The organism is Embleya sp. NPDC005971 (assembly GCF_040629175.1).
Taxonomy (GTDB): domain Bacteria; phylum Actinomycetota; class Actinomycetes; order Streptomycetales; family Streptomycetaceae; genus Embleya.
The window spans coordinates 1-17,335 of sequence record NZ_JBEXUX010000086.1 but is presented as its reverse complement, the minus strand read 5'-3'; the positions used below and the strand labels follow the sequence as shown (position 1 = coordinate 17,335).

General features: G+C 74.9%; 2 protein-coding genes. Both read right to left on the bottom strand.

Annotation, left to right across the window (positions count from 1 at the left end):
• Nucleotides 1-32: 32 nt before the first annotated feature.
• Entirely contained in the window at nucleotides 33-6,665 is a 6,633-nt protein-coding gene (locus tag ABZ374_RS42570; protein ID WP_360322881.1) for an SDR family NAD(P)-dependent oxidoreductase, read from the bottom strand.
• A 59-nt stretch (nucleotides 6,666-6,724) separates the two neighbouring features.
• Nucleotides 6,725-17,308, bottom strand: coding sequence for a type I polyketide synthase (locus tag ABZ374_RS42565; RefSeq protein WP_360322879.1), 10,584 nt, complete (start codon nucleotides 17,306-17,308; stop codon nucleotides 6,725-6,727).
• Between the last annotated feature and the right edge of the window lie 27 nt (nucleotides 17,309-17,335).

Here is a 17,335-nt window from a genome sequence, read left to right as displayed (position 1 = left end):
TCCTGGACTCGGCGAGGTGGGGCGAACGCGGGTTACGCCAGGCCGAGTTCGCGGTCGATGAAGTCGAGCACCTCGTCCGTGCTCGCCTCCTTGAGCTGCTCCGCGGCGGTCTCCGGCGCATCGGCGGCCGGCGTCTTCGCGTTGCGCCAGCCGGTCAGGATCCGGTCGATCCGGGTCGAGATCGCGGCCCGGTCGTACTCGTCCGCCCGTACCCCGGCGAGCCGGGCCTCCAGGCGGTCGAGTTCGTCGAGCACCGCGGGCACCGCCGCGGCGGCCGTGTCGGGGACGAGTTCCTCGAACAGGTGGTCGGCGAGGTCGGCCGGGGTCGGATAGTCGAAGACGAGGGTGGCGGGCAGCCGCAGGTCGGTGGCGGCGTCGAGCCGGTTGCGCAGTTCGACGGCGGTCAGCGAGTCGAAGCCGATCTCGGTGAAGCCGCGTTGCGGATCCACCGCGCCGGCGCCGCCCAGGGCGAGCACGGTGCCCGCGTGGCCGCAGACCAGGTCGACCAGCAGCCGGCGCTGGTCCTCCTCGGCCAGCGCGGCCAGCCGGCGGACCAGGTCGACGGCGGGCTCGGGCCGGGCGGCGGCCTGGGCGGTCCGCCGCCCGGGGCCGCGGACCAGGCCGCGCATCGCCGCGGGCACGGCGGCGGCCCCGGCGTCCCGGCGCAGGGCCGCGCCGTCGACGCGGACCGGCAGGATCAGCGGGTGCGGCAGCGCGGCGGCGGCGTCGAACAGGGCCAGGCCCTGGGTCGCGGTCAGCGGCAACATGCCCGAGCGCGCGACCCGGGCCCGGTCGGTCCGGTCCAGGCCGCCGGTGATCTCGCTCGCCTGGTCCCACAGCCCCCACGCGAGCGAGGTCGCGGGCAGGCCGGCCGCCCGGCGGTGCTGGGCGAGCGCGTCGAGGAAGGTGTTGGCCGCCGCGTAGCCGCTCTGCCCCGCGCCGCCGAGCACCCCGGCCGCCGAGGAGTACAGCGCGAACAGGGCCAGGTCGGCGTCGGCGGTCAACCGGTGCAGGTTCATCGCGCCGTCGATCTTGGGGCGCAGCACCCGGCGGAGCCGATCGCCGGTCAGCGACGTGATGACGCCGTCCTCGACCACGCCCGCGGCGTGCACCACCGCGGTCAGCGGGTGGGCCGCGGGCACCCGGGCCAGCACTTCGGCCAGTTGTGCCCGGTCGGCGACGTCGCAGGCGACGATCTCCACGTGCCGGGCGCCCAGTTCGGTCAGTTCCTCGCGCAGCGACAGCGCGCCGGGGGCCTGGTCGCCGGCCCGGCTGGTGAGCAGCAGGTGCCGGGCGCCGTGCTCGGTGACCAGGTGCCGGGCGAGCAGTCCGCCGAGGGCGCCGGTGCCGCCGGTGATCAGCACGGTGCCGTCGGGGTCGGGTGCGGCGGGCACGGTGAGCACGATCTTGCCGATGTGCTTGGCCTGGCTCATGTACCGGTACGCGTGCGCCGCCTCGCGGATGTCCCAACTGCGCAGCGGGAGCGGTCGCAGCGCTCCGCTCTCGACGAGTTCGACGATCTCGGTCAGGATCTCGCCGACGCGCTCGGGGTCGGCGTCCACGAACGGCTGATAGCTCACCCCCGGGTACAGCACGGCCGTGTGGCCGGGGTCGCGCAGGTCGGTCTTGCCGATCTCGATCAGTCGGCCACCGGGCGCCAGCAGCCGCAGCGAGGCGTCCACGTAGTCGCGGGCCAGCGAGTTGAGCACCACGTCCACGCCGGCACCACCGCCCGCCCCCGCGAACGCGTCCTCGAAGTCGAGCGAGCGGGACGAGGCGATATGCGCGTCGTCCAGGCCCAGTTCGCGCAGGGTGTCCCATTTGCCGGGGGAGGCGGTGCCGTACACCTCGGCGCCGAAGTGCCGGGCCAGTTGCACCGCGGCCATGCCCACGCCGCCGGCCGCCGCGTGGATCAGTACCGACTGGCCCGGCTTGAGCCCGGCGAGGTCGAACAGGGCGCGGTAGGCGGTCAGGAAGGCGATCGGCAGGCCGGCCGCCTCGGCGAAGGTCCGGTGCGGTGGGATGCGGACGACGGATCGATGGTCGGCGACCGCGATCGGACCGAGCGAGGCGGGCACCACCCCCATCACCCGGTCGCCGGGCCGCCATTCGCCCGCGGCCGAGCCGACCTCGGTGACCACGCCGGAGCCCTCGGTGCCCATGCCGACCTGGCCGGGCACCATGCCCAGCCCCACCAGCACATCGCGGAAGTTGAGGCCGGAGGCGCGGACCGCGATCCGGATCTCGTGCGGCGCGAGCGGGCGGGCGGCGGGCGGGTACGGCAGCGGCGCGAGCCGGTCCAGGTCGCCCGCCGCGGTGGTGTCCAGCAGCCAGGGTCCGTCCGGGGCGGCGGGCAGCAGCCGATCGGGGTCGGCGCGGACGATCCTGGGAGTCAGCGCGGCGCCGGCGCGCAGGGCCGTCTGCGGCTCGCCGGCGGCGAACGCCGCGCGGACCGCGTCGGGCAGTGCGATGTGCGAGCGGGGGTCGGCGTCGAGGTCGACCAGGAGGAACCGCCCGGGGTGCTCGGCCTGTACCGACCGCAGCAGGCCCCAGACCGGTGCGTGGGCCAGGTCGGTGACGCTCTCCCCGTCGTGCGCCGCGACCGCGCCGCGGGTGAGCACGACCAGGCGGGTGCTGTCCCATCCGGAGTGCGCGAGCCAGCCCTGGACGGTGTGCAACATGCGGTCGACGGCCCGGCCGGCCGCGGTCGGCAGGCCCGCCGCGGCCACCGGGGCGAGCGGGAGCAGCACCACGTCGGGCGACGGCGACTCCTCGGCGAGCGAGGCGACGTCGGGATACTCGCTCGCGGTGATGCCGGCGTGCGTCAGCCCGGCGATCAGGTCGAAGGGGTCGGGACCGAGGATCGCCCACGGGTCGGTGACCGGCGCCACGGGCTGCTCGGACGGCGTCGGCGCGACCCAGTCGAGCCGGAACAGCGAGCCGTCGCCGGCCGCGTCCGCAGGCCCGGCCGGCCGCATCACCAGTTCGCGGACCGAGAGCACCGGGTTGCCCGAGCCGTCGGCGGCGACCAGTTCGACCGTGTCCGGGCCGGTGACCGACATCCGTACCCGCAGCGCCCGGGCACCGACGGCGTGCACGCGCACCCCGCTCCAGGAGAACACCAGCCGCGCCTGCCCGGTGTCCTGACCGAGCCCGGTCAGGCCGCTGGCGTGCAGGGCGGCGTCGAAGAGTGCGGGGTGGACCAGGAAGTCCGCGGCGTCGGCGCCGTGTTCGTCGGGCAGGGCCACCTCGGCGCAGACCGACCCGGCCAGCCGCCAGGCGGCGCGCAGGCCCCGGAAGGTCGGGCCGTAGCCGAATCCACCGGCCGCGAGGTCCGCGTAGAAGTCGCCCACGTCGACCGGTTCGGCTCCGGGCGGCGGCCAGGCCGCCGAGGGATCGGGTGCGGGATCGGCGTCGTTGTCGGTGTCGGGGGTGAGCACGCCGGCCGCGTGCCGGAACCACTCGGGGTCGTCGTCCCGCGCGCCCGGCTCGGGGTCCGCCGCGTCCTCGGGTCGGGAGTACACCTCCACCCGGCGGCGGCCGTCCTCCTCGGCCGGGCCGACCGTGACCTGGAGTTGCACCGCGGTGTCCGCGGGGATGGCGAGCGGTGCCTCCAGCATGAGTTCGGCCAGGTGCGGGCAACCCGCGCGGTCGCCGGCCTGGACCGCGACCTCCACGAACGCGGTGCCGGGGAAGAGCACGGTGCCGCCCACCGCGTGGTCGGCCAGCCACGGATGGGTGCGCAGGGACAGCCGTCCGGTGAGCACCAGGCCGCCGCCGCCCGCGAGGCGCAGCTCGGCGCCGAGCAGCGGGTGGCCGGTGGCGGCGAGCCCGAGGCCGGCCGCGTCGGGCGCCGGCGCACCGTCGTCGAGCCAGTAGCGCCGGCGCTGGAAGGCGTAGGTGGGCAGGTCGACGCGCCGGGCGCCGGTGCCGGCGAAGAAACGCTCGCCGTCGATCCGGCCGCCGGACAGGTGGATCGCGCCCAGGGCGTGCACCGCGGCGGCCGACTCCGGCCGGCCGCGGCGCAGCGCGGGCACACACACCGCGGTCGCGGCCGGGCGCCGGGCGGCCAGGCAGTCCCGGGCGAGGGCGGTCAGCACACCGTCGGGGCCCAGTTCGATCAGGGCCGTGGCGCCCGCGTCCGCGAGCGCGCCGACCCCGTCGGCGAATCGCACCGTCTCGCGCACGTGTCGGGCCCAGTAGTCGGCGCCGCCGAACTCCGCCGCCTCGATCGGGCGGCCGGTCAGGTTGGAGATCACCGGGATCCGGGCGGGCGAGGCGGCGACGCCGGCGACCACCGCGCGGAACCGGTCGAGCATGCCGTCCATGTCCGCGCTGTGGAAGGCGTGGCTGGTGTGCAGCCGCCGGGTCTTGCGGCCCTGGTCGGCGAAGTGTCGGGCGAGCGCCTGCACCGGCTCGGCCGCGCCGGAGAGCACCGCGGCGGCCGGGCCGTTGACCGCCGCGAGGTCGACGCCGGCCCCGTGTTCGGCGATCGCGGCGCGTACCTCCTCCTCGCTCGCGGCGACCGCGATCATCAGGCCCTCGGTGGGGAGTTCCTGCATCAGGGTGGCCCGGGCCGCGACCACGGTCGCCGCGTCGGGCAGCGACCACACGCCGGCGAGGTGTGCGGCGCTCAGTTCGCCGATCGAGTGGCCGAGCAGCAGGTCGGGGTGCACCCCCCAGGACTCGTACAGGCGGAACAGGGCGACCTGAAGCGCGAACAGGCCGGTCTGCGCGTAGACGGTCCGCCCCAGCGATTCCTCGGTGCCGGGGTCGTCGGCGGTGAGCACGACCTCGGCCAACGGGCGATCGACGTGGCCGGCCAGGCGGGCGTCGAGTTCGGCGGTCACGGCGTCGAAGGCCTCGGCGAAGACCGGCCAGGCCGCGTACAGTTCCCCACCCATGCCGGGGCGCTGGCTGCCCTGTCCGGTGAACAGGAAGGCCGTCCGGGCGCCCTGGAGAGCCCGGCCGCGCACGGCGTGCGCGGTGTCCTCGCCGAGCGCCAGGGCGTCGAGCCCGGCGAGCAGGTCCTGTGGATCGGTGCCGACCACGACCGCGCGCGAGTCCAGCGCGGCGCGCGAAGTGGCCAGCGAGTAGCCGACGTCGGCGGGTCGGAAGTCGGGCCGGTCCCGCAGGTGCGCGGCGAGCCGGGCGGCCTGGTCGCGCAACGCCTCGTCGGTGCGCGCCCCGAGCACCCAGGGCAGGGCGGGCGGGTCGGCGGCGGTCGTCGACGGCGCACTGTCGGCCGCGGTGCTCGCATCGGCCGCCGGCGCGGGCCGGGGTGCCTCCTCGACGATCACGTGGGCGTTGGTGCCGCTCACCCCGAAGGAGGAGATCCCGGCCCGGCGCGGCCGGCCGTTGCGCGGCCACGGGCCGGAGCGGGTGAGCAGTTCCACTCCTCCGCCGGACCAGTCGACGTGCGGTGTCGGCTCGTCCACGTGCAGCGTCCGCGGCAATACCTCGTGCCGCATCGCCTCGATCATCTTGATCACCCCGGCGACGCCGGCCGCCGCACCGGTGTGGCCGATGTTCGACTTGACCGCGCCCAGTCGCAGCGGTTGCCCGGCGGGCCGGTCCCGGCCGTAGGTGGCCAACAGGGCCTGGGCCTCGATCGGATCGCCGAGGGTGGTGCCGGTGCCGTGCGCCTCGACCGCGTCGACGTCCGCGGCGCTCAGCCGCGCGGAGTCCAGGGCCTGGCGGATCACCCGTTCCTGGGCACGATCGTTGGGCGCGGTCAGGCCGTTGCTGGCGCCGTCCTGGTTGACCGCGCTGCCCCGGACGACGGCGAGCACCGGGCGGCCGGCGGCCAGGGCGTCGCCGAGCCGCTCCAACAGCAGCACGCCCGCGCCCTCGGCCCAGCCGGTGCCGTCGGCCGCGGCGGCGAACGCCTTGCAGCGCCCGTCCGGGGCCAGCCCGCGCTGGCGGCTGAACTCGATGAAGATGCCCGGCGTCGACATCACGGTCACCCCGCCGGCCAGCGCCATCGTGCACTCGCCCCGACGCAGCGCCTGGGCGGCCAGGTGGATCGCGACGAGCGAGGAGGAGCAGGCGGTGTCGATCGTGACGGCCGGCCCCTCCAGACCCAGGGTGTAGGCGATCCGCCCGGAGGCGACGCTGGTCATGCTGCCGGTGCCGAGGTAGCCCTCGACCTCCTGGGGCACGCTGGTGAGCCGCTCGGCGTAGCCCGAGGAGATGGCCCCCGCGAACACGCCGATCGGGCTGCCCTTGAGCGAGGTCGGGTCGACGCCGGCGCGTTCGAACGCCTCCCACGAGGTTTCCAGGAGCAGCCGTTGTTGCGGGTCCATGGCCAGGGCCTCGCGCGCGTTGACGCCGAACAGTTCGGCGTCGAAGTCGGCCGCGCCGTCGAGGAAGCCGCCGCGTCGGGCGTACGTCTTGCCGGACCGCTCGGGGTCCGGGTCGTAGATGCCGTCGACGTCCCAGCCGCGGTCGCGCGGAAAGTCTCCGAGCGCGTCGACGCCGTCGGCGACGAGCTGCCAGAACTCCTCCGGCGTGCGCACGCCGCCGGGATAGCGGCAGGCCATGCCGACCACGGCGATCGGTTCGTACGCGGCGTCCTCGACCTCGCGCAACCGCTGCCGGGTCCGGCCGAGGTCCGCCGTGGCCCTCTTGAGGTAGTCGAGGAGCTTTTCTTCGTTGGTCGACACGCGAGCCCACTTTCGCCGGGTGGCACAGGGAAGCCGGAGGCAGTACGAACAGCGCGGGGTCAGGCGGTGCCCAGCTCCCGGTCGAGCAGGTCGAAGATCTCTTCGGCGGAGGAATCGGCGAGTGCCTCCCCGCCCAGGGCGGGCTCCGGCGCGCCGGACTCGGCCGCATCGCGCCACTTCCACAGCAGCGTCTCCAGCCGCCGGGCGACGGCGGCTCTGGTCTCCCGATCGGCCGGCAGTCGGGACAGGGCGTTCTCCAGTCGGCCGAAGGCAACCGGCGCCGGACCGGCCTCGGTTGCCGTGTTCGGCCCGAGTTCGGTGTCGAGGTGGGCGGCCAGGGCCGCCGGGGTGGGGTGGCTGAACACGAGGGTCACCGGCAACCGCAGGCCCAGGGTCGCGCCGAGCCGACTGCGCAGTTCGACCGCGGCCATCGAGTCCAGACCCAGGTCGCGCAGCGGCTTGTCGGCGCTCACCGAGCCGGCGGCATGGCCCAGGACGGCCGCGACGTGCTCGACCACCAGATCGCTCAGCACCCGCCGACGGTCCTGGTCACCCAGGGCGGCCAGTCGGCGCAGCAGCGCGGCGCTCTCGGCGGTGCTCTCGGTCTCCGTCCCCGCGCCGTCCTCGGCCGGGCGGGCCGGGCCGAGCCGCAGCAGCGGTACCGATCCGGGCCCGGCGGCCGGGGATTCGACCTCGGTGAGCGCGGCGCGAAGTTGTTCCGCCGAGACGGCGCGCAGCGCGAGCGAACGCACCGTGAACGCGGCGGCGCCGGTCGCGGTCGCGGCGACCAGGGAAAGGGTGTCGGGTGTGTCGTCGTCGGCCGTCAGGCGCACCCGCAGCGAGGTCGCCCCGGGCGTGTGCACCGCGGCCCCGGACCAGGCGAACGGCATTCGGATCTCCCCGGCGACGTCGGCCTCCCCGGTCGCCGCCGCGCCGACCGCCCGCAGGGCCGCCGTCAACAGTGTCGGGTGCAGCCCGTAGCCGCCGGAGCTCTGCCGCCGGTCCGCGGGCAGCGCGACCTCGGCGTACACGGTCGCGCCGGACTTCCATACCCCGCGCAGTACTTCGTGGCCGGGATCGGCGGAGTCGGCCGGGCCCGGGGGCGGCACGGTCACGGGTTCCGCCCCGGTCGGGGGCCAGACGACCAGGTCGTCCTCGAAGTCCGGCCCGTCGTCCGGGTCCTCGACGACCGGCGCGAGCAGGCCGTCGGCGTGCCGGGTCCAGGAGCCGCCGGCCTCGGGGTCGTCCGGGCCGGAGTGCACGGCCACCGGGTGGCGGCCGTCGGGTCGCGCGGCGCCCACCGACACCTGGATCTGCACGCCGCCGCGCTCGGGCAACGACAGCGGTGCCTGCAGGGTCAGTTCCTCGACCGTGCCGAGGCCGGTGAGCCGGCCCGCGTGCAGGGCGAGTTCGAGGAACACCGCGCCGGGCAACAGCGCCGTGTCCGGGGAGGTGTACTCGGCCAGCCCCGGGTGGGTGCGCCGACCGATGCGCCCGGTGAGCACGATCCCGGCCGCGTCGGCCAGGTCGACCGCCGCGCCCAGGAGCGGGTGGCCGGTGGGGATCAGCCCCAGGCCCTGCGCGTCGGCCGCCCCGCCGGGGGTGCCCTGCAGCCAATACCGCTCGCGCTGGAAGGCGTAGCCGGGCAGGTCGGTCAACCGGGGCTCGTGGTCGGCGAACGCGATCCGCCAGTCGACGCCGACACCGTGCGCGTACGCCCGGGCCAGCGCGCCGGTGAAGCGCTCGGGGCCGCCCTCGCCCCGACGCAGCGTGTCCAGCACCGCGGCCCGCGATCCGGCCGACTCGACGATCTCCAGGATGCCGGTGGTCAGCACCGGGTGGGCGCTGGTCTCGATGAAGGCGTCGTGGCCCTGGTCCAGCAGCGCCCGGACGGCCTCGTCGAAGCGCACGGTCTGCCGCAGGTTGTCGTACCAGTAGTCGGCGTCCAGGGCCGTGGTCTCCAACAGGCCGCCGGTGACCGACGAGTAGAAGGGAATGCTCGCGGCGCGCGGCTCCAGGCCGGCCAGGGCGGCGAGCAGCGGCTCGCGGATGGTCTCGACCTGCGCGGAGTGCGAGGCGTAGTCGACCGGGACGCGGCGCGCCCAGATGTCCTGGGCCGTGCAGCGCTCCAGCAGTTCGGCCAACGCGTCGGGGTCGCCGGAGAGGGTCACCGAGTGCGGGGCGTTGACGGCCGCGAGCGATATGCGGTCGCCGAACGGCGCGGTCAACTCGGCCGCCTCCGCCGGGGACAGGGCCACCGAGGCCATGCCGCCCTTGCCGGACAGGTCCAGGATGGCCTTGCTGCGCAGCGCGACGATCCGCGCGCCGTCCTCCAGCGAGAGCGCGCCCGCGACACACGCCGCGGCGATCTCGCCCTGGGAATGCCCCACCACCGCGGCGGGCCGCACCCCGTACGAACGCCACAACTGGGCCAGCGAGACCATCACCGCCCACAACACCGGTTGCACCACCTCGACCCGCTCCAGCCACGCGTCCGACTCAGAGTTCAGGACCGAGGTCAACGACCAGTCGGTGAACGGCGCAAGCGCCTCCTCGCACGCCCGGATCCGCGCGGCGAACGTGGGTGACGTCGTGAGCAGCCCGCCGGCCATCGCGGCCCACTGCGAACCCTGACCGGGAAAGACGAACACCGGACGGGCTCCAGACTGTGCCAGGCCCACGACCGCGTCGACCCCAGAGCCCCCCGCCGCCAACCCCACAAGGGCGGTGAGCAACCCCTCCCGGTCGGCCGCGGTGACCACGGCCCGGTGTTCCAGTCCGGCCCGGGAGACGACCGACGAGTAGGCCAGGTCGAGCAGCGCGGTGTCGGGCGTCGCCGGCCCGGCCGGGTCCGGTTCGGGCAGCGCCCGGACGTGCTCGGCGAGCCGCGCGGCCTGGTTGCGCAAGGCCCGTTCGGAGTGCCCGGACAGCAGGACGGGCAGGGTGCCGGCGGGGCCGCCGGCGGTGCGGAGGTCGTCCGCCGCCACCGGTGCGGCGGGCGGTTGTTCGAGCACCACGTGCGCGTTGGTCCCGCTGATGCCGAAGGCCGAGACGGCCGCGCGGCGCGGCCGACCCAGCTCGGGCCAGGCCCGCCGCGCGGTCAGCAACTCCACGGTGCCGGCCGACCAGTCGACATGCGGGGTCGGCTCGTCCACGTGCAGGGTGGCGGGCAGCACCCCCTCGCGCATCGCCATCACCATCTTGATCACCCCCGCGACACCCGCCGCGGCCGTGGTGTGGCCGATGTTGGACTTGACCGAGCCCAGGTAGAGCGGCACGTCCTCCGGCCGCTCGCGGCCGTAGGTGGCGAGCAGCGCCTGCGCCTCGATCGGGTCGCCCAGCGCGGTCCCGGTCCCGTGTGCCTCGACCGCGTCCACGTCGCGGGCGGTGAGCCGGGCGTCGGCCAGCGCCTGTCGGATGACCCGCTGTTGGGAGGGGCCGTTGGGCGCGGTCAGGCCGTTGCTGGCACCGTCCTGGTTCACCGCGCTGCCGCGCACGACGGCGAGCACCCGATGCCCGTTGCGTTCGGCGTCGGAGAGCCGTTCGACCAGCAACAGGCCGACTCCCTCGGACCATCCGGTGCCGTCCGCGGCGGCGGCGAACGCCTTGCAGCGGCCGTCCGCCGACAGCCCGCGCTGCCGGCTGAACTCCACGAATCCGGTCGGGGTGGCCATCACGGTCACGCCCCCGGCCAGCGCCATCGTGCACTCGCCGCGCTGCAACGCGCGGCCGGCCAGGTGCAGGGCGACCAACGACGAGGAGCACGCCGTGTCGACGGTGAGCGCGGGGCCCTCCAGGCCGAAGGCGTAGGCGACCCGGCCGGAGATCACGCTGCTGACGCTGCCGGTGAGGGCGTATCCCTCCACACCCTCCGGGAGGTCCCCGGCGCCGGCGCCGTAGCCGCAGGCCGCGCCGCCGACGAAGACGCCGACCGGGCTGCCCTTGACCGACGTCGGATCGATGCCGGCGTTCTCGAACGTTTCCCAGGACGTCTCCAGGAGCAGCCGCTGCTGCGGGTCCATCGCCAGCGCCTCGCGCGGCGAGATGCCGAACAGCGCCGCGTCGAACTCGGCGGCGCCGGGCAGGAATCCGCCCTCGCGCGCATAGCTGGTGCCCGGGTGTTCGGGGTCGGGGTGGTACAGGGCGTCGAGGTCCCAGCCGCGGTCGGTCGGGAAGTCCGTGACGGCGTCCACGCCTTCGGCGACCAGTCGCCACAGGTCCTCGGCGCCGCCGACCCCGCCGGGGTAGCGGCACGCCATCGCGATGATCGCGATCGGGTCGTCGTCGAGGGCGGTGCCGAGCACGGGATCGACGCCGGTGGGCCGTGCGCCCGCGAGTTCGTCGAGCAGGAAGCCGGCCAGGGCGGTCGGCGTGGGGTAGTCGAAGATCAGCGTGCTGGGCAGTTCCAGTCCGCTGCGCAGCGCCAGTCGGTCGCGCAGCTCGACGGCGGTCAGCGAGTCGAAGCCGAGGTCGCGGAAGGCCCGGTCACCGGAGGGCAGTTCACCGACGGGCAGGGCGAGCACGGCGGCGGCCTCGACCCGGACCAGGTCGAGCAGGATGTGTTCGCGCTCCCCGGGGCCGGCGTCGGCCAGCCGCCGGGCCAACTCCGATTCACCGGCCGGCCCGGCCGCGGCGTCGCCCCGGTCCCGCTCCCGGTCCTGGTCGGCCGCATACGCACGGGCCTCCGGCAGGTCACCCAGCAGCGCGCTGGGACGCAACGCGGTGAAGCGGCGCAGGAAGTGCGGCCAGTCCACGTCCGCGAGCACGGTGCCGGCCTCGGGCCGGGCGACGGCGTGGGCCATCAGCGCGACCGCCGTGCCGGGGTCCATCGCGCGCAGCCCGCGGCGGGCCAGTTGCTCGCCGCTCTCGCCCGCCGCCATCCCGGCACCCGCCCACGGGCCCCAGGCGACCGCCGTCGCGGCGAGGCCCCGGGAGCGACGCCGGCGGGCGAGCGCGTCCAACTGCGCGTTGCCCGCCGCATACGCCCCCTGGGCTCCGCTGCCCCACACGCCCGCGATCGAGGAGAACAGCACGAACGCGTCGAGTTCGCGGTCGCCGAACAGCGTGTCCAGGTGCGCGGCGCCGAGCACCTTGCCCTCGGTGATCCGGGCGCAGGCGGCGAGGTCGGTCTCGGCGACGGTCGCGGCCTGGCCGATCCCGGCGGTGTGCACCACGGCCCGGATCGCCGGGCCGTCCGCCTCGACGTCGGCCACCAGTCGGGCGAGCGCGTCGCGGTCGGCGACATCGCAGGCGGCGACGGTGACCCGCGCCCCGAGGGCGGTGAGTTCGTCGACGAGTTCGCCGGCGCCCGGGGCCTGCGGGCCGCGGCGCCCGGTCAACACCAGGTGTTCGGCGCCCTGCGCGGCGGCCCAGCGGGCCACCTGGGCGCCCAGCCCGCCGGTGCCGCCGGTGATCAGGACGGTACCGGCGGGCACCCAGGCCGCCGCCGGGCCCGAGCGGTCGAACACCGCGCGGCGCAGCCGGGGCACCCAGGCTCCGGTGGTGCGCAGCGCGACCTGGTCCTGCGTACTGCCGGCGGCGACCAGGTGGGCCAACCGGGACCACACCCGCTCGTCGGCGTCCGCGGGCACGTCCACCAACCCGCCCCAGGACGTGGGCAGTTCCAGCGCCGCCGCCCGGCCGAAACCCCAGACCTGGGCGGCCTCGGCCCCCGGCGCGGGATCACCGTCGACGGCCACGGCCGCCTCGGTCACCCACCACGCCGGCGCGCCGCATCCGGCCTCGGCCAGCGCCTGCACCACGGTCACGGTGTCGGCGAACCAGCGGGTCAACGACGGGAATTCGGGGTGCACTCCGGGCTGCCCGGTGAGCAGCGACAACACTCCGGCGACCGGGCCGACCGCACGGATCCGGTCGGCCAAAGCCGCACGTTCCGCGTCGGCTTCGGCTTCGGCTTCGGTCAGGAGCAACGTCTCGACCCGCGCTCCGGCTTCGACGAGCGCACGGGCGCACCGCCGGCGCGCGGATGCCGGCCCGTCGTCCGACTCGGCTTCGCCGGTCGGAGCGGCCCCGGCGGTCGGGGCATTCTCGGTGGTCGGGTCGTCCTCGGTGCTCGGGGCGACCCCGTTGCGACCGATCAACAGCCAGGTACCGGTGAGGCGTTGCTCGCCCTCCGGGGTCCACGGGCACCACGTGCTCTCGTAGCTCCAGGCGTGCAACGCGCTGCGTTCGCGCCGAGTGCGCCGCCAGGAGGCGAACGCGGGCAACAACGCGGTGAGCGATCCGCGCCGCGCCTCGTCGCCCAGTTCGAGCACATCGGCCACCCGATCACCGTCGCCCTGCTCGACGGCGGCCCAGAACGCCGGGTCGGCATCGGACTCGGCGGTCCGGGCGGCGACCGGGGCAGCGGTCGGTTCGAGCCAGAAGCGGCGGCGTTGGAAGGCGTAGCCGGGCAGGTCCACGGTCCGCGCCCCGGTACCGGCGAAGAAGGCCGACCAGTTCACCGGGACCCCGGCCTGATGCACGGCGGCCAGCGCGCCGATGAGCGCGGCCGGCCCCGCCCGTTCGGCGCGCTGCATCGGCACCACGGCGGTGTCGGGCGCCGCGGGGAGCGTCTCCCGAGCCATCGCGGTGAGCACGCCGTCGGGTCCCGCTTCCAGGAACGCGGTGACCCCGAGGGCGGCGAGCGTGGCGACTCCGTCGGCGAAGCGCACCGGCTCGCGCACCTGGCGCACCCAGTAGTCCGGGTCGGCGAGTTCGTCGGCCTCGGCGAGCCGCCCGGTCCGGTTGCTCACGATCGCGATGGTGGGCTCGGCGAAGGAGACGCCGGCCAGAACGTCGCGGAACTCGGCGAGCATGCCGTCCATCCGCAACGAATGGAACGCATGACTGACGGTGAGACGCCGCGTCTTGCGCCCCCGCGCCGCGAAGACGGCCGCCACCGCCAACACCGGTTCCTCGTCGCCGGAAAGCACCACGGACGTGGGCCCGTTGACCGCGGCCACACCCACCGCGCCGGCCGACCCCTCCAGCGCCGCGGATACCTCGTCCTCGGACGCCTGCACCGCCACCATCGCCCCACCGGCCGGCAACGCCTGCATCAACCGCCCACGCGCCGCCACCACCGCCGCCGCATCCTCCAGCGACCACACCCCCGCCACATGCGCCGCGGCCAACTCACCGATCGAATGCCCCAGCAGGAACCCCGGCCGCACACCCAACGACTCCACCAACCGGAACAGCGCCACCTCCACCGCGAACAACCCGGCCTGCGTGAACACCGTCTCGTCCAACAAACCCTCGGCACCGACCCCGACGAACACCACATCCCGCACCGAATGCGCGACATGACCCGTCAGTTGCCGGTCCAACTCGAACACGGCGGCGTCGAACGCCTCCGCGAACACCGGGTAGGCGTCGTGCAGTTCACGCCCCATGCCGACCCGCTGGCACCCCTGCCCACTGAACAACAAGGCCGTGCGCCCCTCCGCACGGGCCGGGCCCGTCACCACTCCGGGGGCGCTTTCCCCCCGCCCGAGGGCCTGGAGGCCGTACAGGAGTTCGGCCGGTTCGGCGGCGGCCAACACGGCCCGTTCGGGCAGCGTGGCGCGGGCGGTCGCCAGCGTGTGGGCGACGTCCGGCAACGCGAGGTCGGATCGTGTCCGCAGGAAGGACGCAAGATTGCGCGCTTGTGCGTACAGCGCCTCTGCGGTGTGACCGGAGAGCACCCACGGCAGTACCGCGCCGGGCACCTCGGCCGCCGGCGCCGCGCCGTCCGAGAGCGAGCGCGGGTCCCCGGCCCCGGAGTGCTCGGGGGCGGGGGCCTGTTCCAGGACGACGTGCGCATTGGTGCCACTGATGCCGAACGAGGAGACCGCCGCCCGGCGCGGATGCCCGGTCACGGGCCACGGCGTGGCGTCGGTGAGCAGTCGTACCGAGCCCGCCGCCCAGTCCACGTGCGGGGTCGGATCCGCCGCGTGCAGGGTCGGCGGCAACACGCCCTCGCGCATCGCCTGGACCATCTTGATCACACCCGCCACACCCGCGGCGGCCTGGGTGTGCCCGATGTTCGACTTCACCGAGCCCAGGTGGACCGGGTGTTCCGCGTCGCGGTCCCGACCGTAGGTCGCGATCAGCGCCTGCGCCTCGATCGGATCGCCGAGCGCGGTGCCCGTCCCGTGTGCCTCGACCGCGTCGACCTCGGCGGCCGACAGGCCGGCAACCGCCAGCGCCTGCCGGATGACCCGCTGCTGCGAGGGGCCGTTCGGCGCGGTCAGCCCGTTGCTCGCACCGTCCTGATTCACCGCGGAGCCGCGGACCACGGCGAGGACCCGTCGGCCGTTGCGTACGGCGTCGGACAGGCGTTCCACCACCAGGACCCCGACGCCCTCGGCCGGACCGAAGCCGTCGGCCTCCGCCGAGAACGCCTTGCAACGGCCGTCCGCGGCCAGGCCGCGCTGCCGACTGAACTCGACGAACAGTCCCGGTTCCGACATCACGGTCACCCCGCCGGCCAGGGCCATCGTGCATTCCCCGGCACGCAACGCCTGCACCGCCAGGTGCAGGGCGACGAGCGACGAGGAGCACGCGGTGTCGACGGTGACCGCCGGCCCCTCGAACCCGAAGCTGTAGGCGACCCGGCCGGAGCCGACACTCGGCGTGTTGCCCGTGCCCAGATAGCCCTCCAGTTCCTCCGGGGCGCGGTCCAGCCTGCCCGCGTAGCCCTGCGCGACCAGTCCCGTGTACACCCCGGTCCGGCTGCCGCCGAGGGCGTCGGGCGCGAGGCCGGCGTGTTCGAGGGCTTCCCAGGACGTCTCCAACAGCAGTCGTTGTTGCGGGTCCATCGCGAGCGCCTCGCGGTGGTTGATGCCGAACAGTTCGGCGTCGAACCGGTCCGCGTCGTGCAGGAAGCCGCCGGCCCGGGCGTAACTGGTCCCCGGATGCTCGGGGTTCGAGTGGAACAGGCCGGCCAGGTCCCAGCCGCGGTTGGCGGGGAATTCGGAGATCGCGTCCCCGCCCCGCGCGACCAGGCGCCACAGGTCGTCGGCGGAGCGCACGTCCCCGGGGAAGCGGCAGGCCATGCCGACGATCGCGATCGGGTCGTCGGCGCCGGCCGCCGGCGTCGGGTTCGCCGCAGCGACCACGACCGGCTGCGCGCCCGGCAGTTCGGTACCGAGATGCCGAGCCAGCACGGCCGGCGTGGGGTGGTCGAAGACCAGGGTGGCGGGCAATCGCAGCCCGGTGTCGGCAGTGAGCCGATTGCGCAGCTCGACCGCGGTCAACGAGTCGAAGCCGAGGTCCTTGAACCCACGATCGGCGGCGACGGCCGTCGGGTCGCCGTGGCCGAGCACCGCGGCGACGTGCGTACGGACCAGTTCCAGCAACACCCGTGTGCGCTCGACCGGGTCCAGGGCCGCGATACGCCGCTGCCAGGCCGACCCGTCCGGGTCCCCTTCGCCCACCGCGACCCGTCGGGCCGGGCCGCGCACCAGGCCGCCGAACACGCCCGGCAGGGCACCCGTCCCGGCGAGGGTGCGCAGCGCGGCCGAATCCAGCCGCAGCGGCACCAGCAGCGCGTGCGGCAGCGACCGGCCGGCGTCGAAGAGCCGCAGGCCGAGATCGGCGGAGAAGGGCAGGATCCCGCCGCGCGCCATCCGGTTCAGGTCCTCCCGACCGAGATGGCCGGTCATCCCGGTGGCCTGTCCCCACAACCCCCAGGCCAGCGAGGTACCCGACCGGCCGACGGCCTGCCGGTGGGTCGCGAGTGCATCCAGGAAGGCGTTCGCCGCCGCGTAGTTGGCCTGGGCCGGTCCACCGAGCACGCCGGCGATGGAGGAGAAGAGTACGAAGGCGGAGAGGTCGTGGTCGGCGGTCAGTTCGTGCAGGTTGATCGCACCGTCGACCTTGGACCGCAGTACACGTTCCAGTTGCTCGGGGGTCATCGACTCGATCAGGCCGTCGTCCAGGACCCCGGTCGCATGCACGACACCGGTCAACGGCGCACCGGCGGGAATCCGCGCCAACACACCGGCCAGAGCCTCGCGATCCGCCGCATCACACGCCTCGACCGCGATCCGCGCCCCGAGGGCGGTGAGTTCGGCCGACAACTCGGCCGCGCCGGCGGCTCCCGTGCCGCTGCGACTGATCAACACCAGGCTGCGTACGCCGTGTTCGGCGACCAGATGGCGGGCCATCAAAGCGCCGAGCGTGCCGGTCCCGCCCGTGATCAGGACCGTACCGTCCCGGTCGAGCGGCTTCGGCATCCGCAACACCAACTTGCCCACGTGCCTGGCCTGCGCCATGAACCGGAACGCCTCCGGCGCCCGCCGCACATCGAACGATCGCACCACGATCGGCGCGAGCGCACCCGATTCGAACAACGGCAACAACACCGCGAGCAGCCCCGCGATCCCGTCCGCACCGACCGCCTCGACGAGATCGAACGCCTGGTACCGGGCAACTCCCGGATACGCGGCCCGGACCACGTCCACGTCCCGCACGTCCGTCTTGCCCATCTCCACGAACCGGCCGCCGTCGGCCACCAGTCGCAACGACGCGTCCACGAACTCGCCCGCAAGCGAGTTCAACACCACATCCACACCACGACCACCGGTCGCCGCACGGAACCGCTCCTCGAAATCGAGCGAACGCGAATCCGCGATATGCGCATCGTCCAGACCCAACGACCGCAACGTGCCCCACTTGCCGAC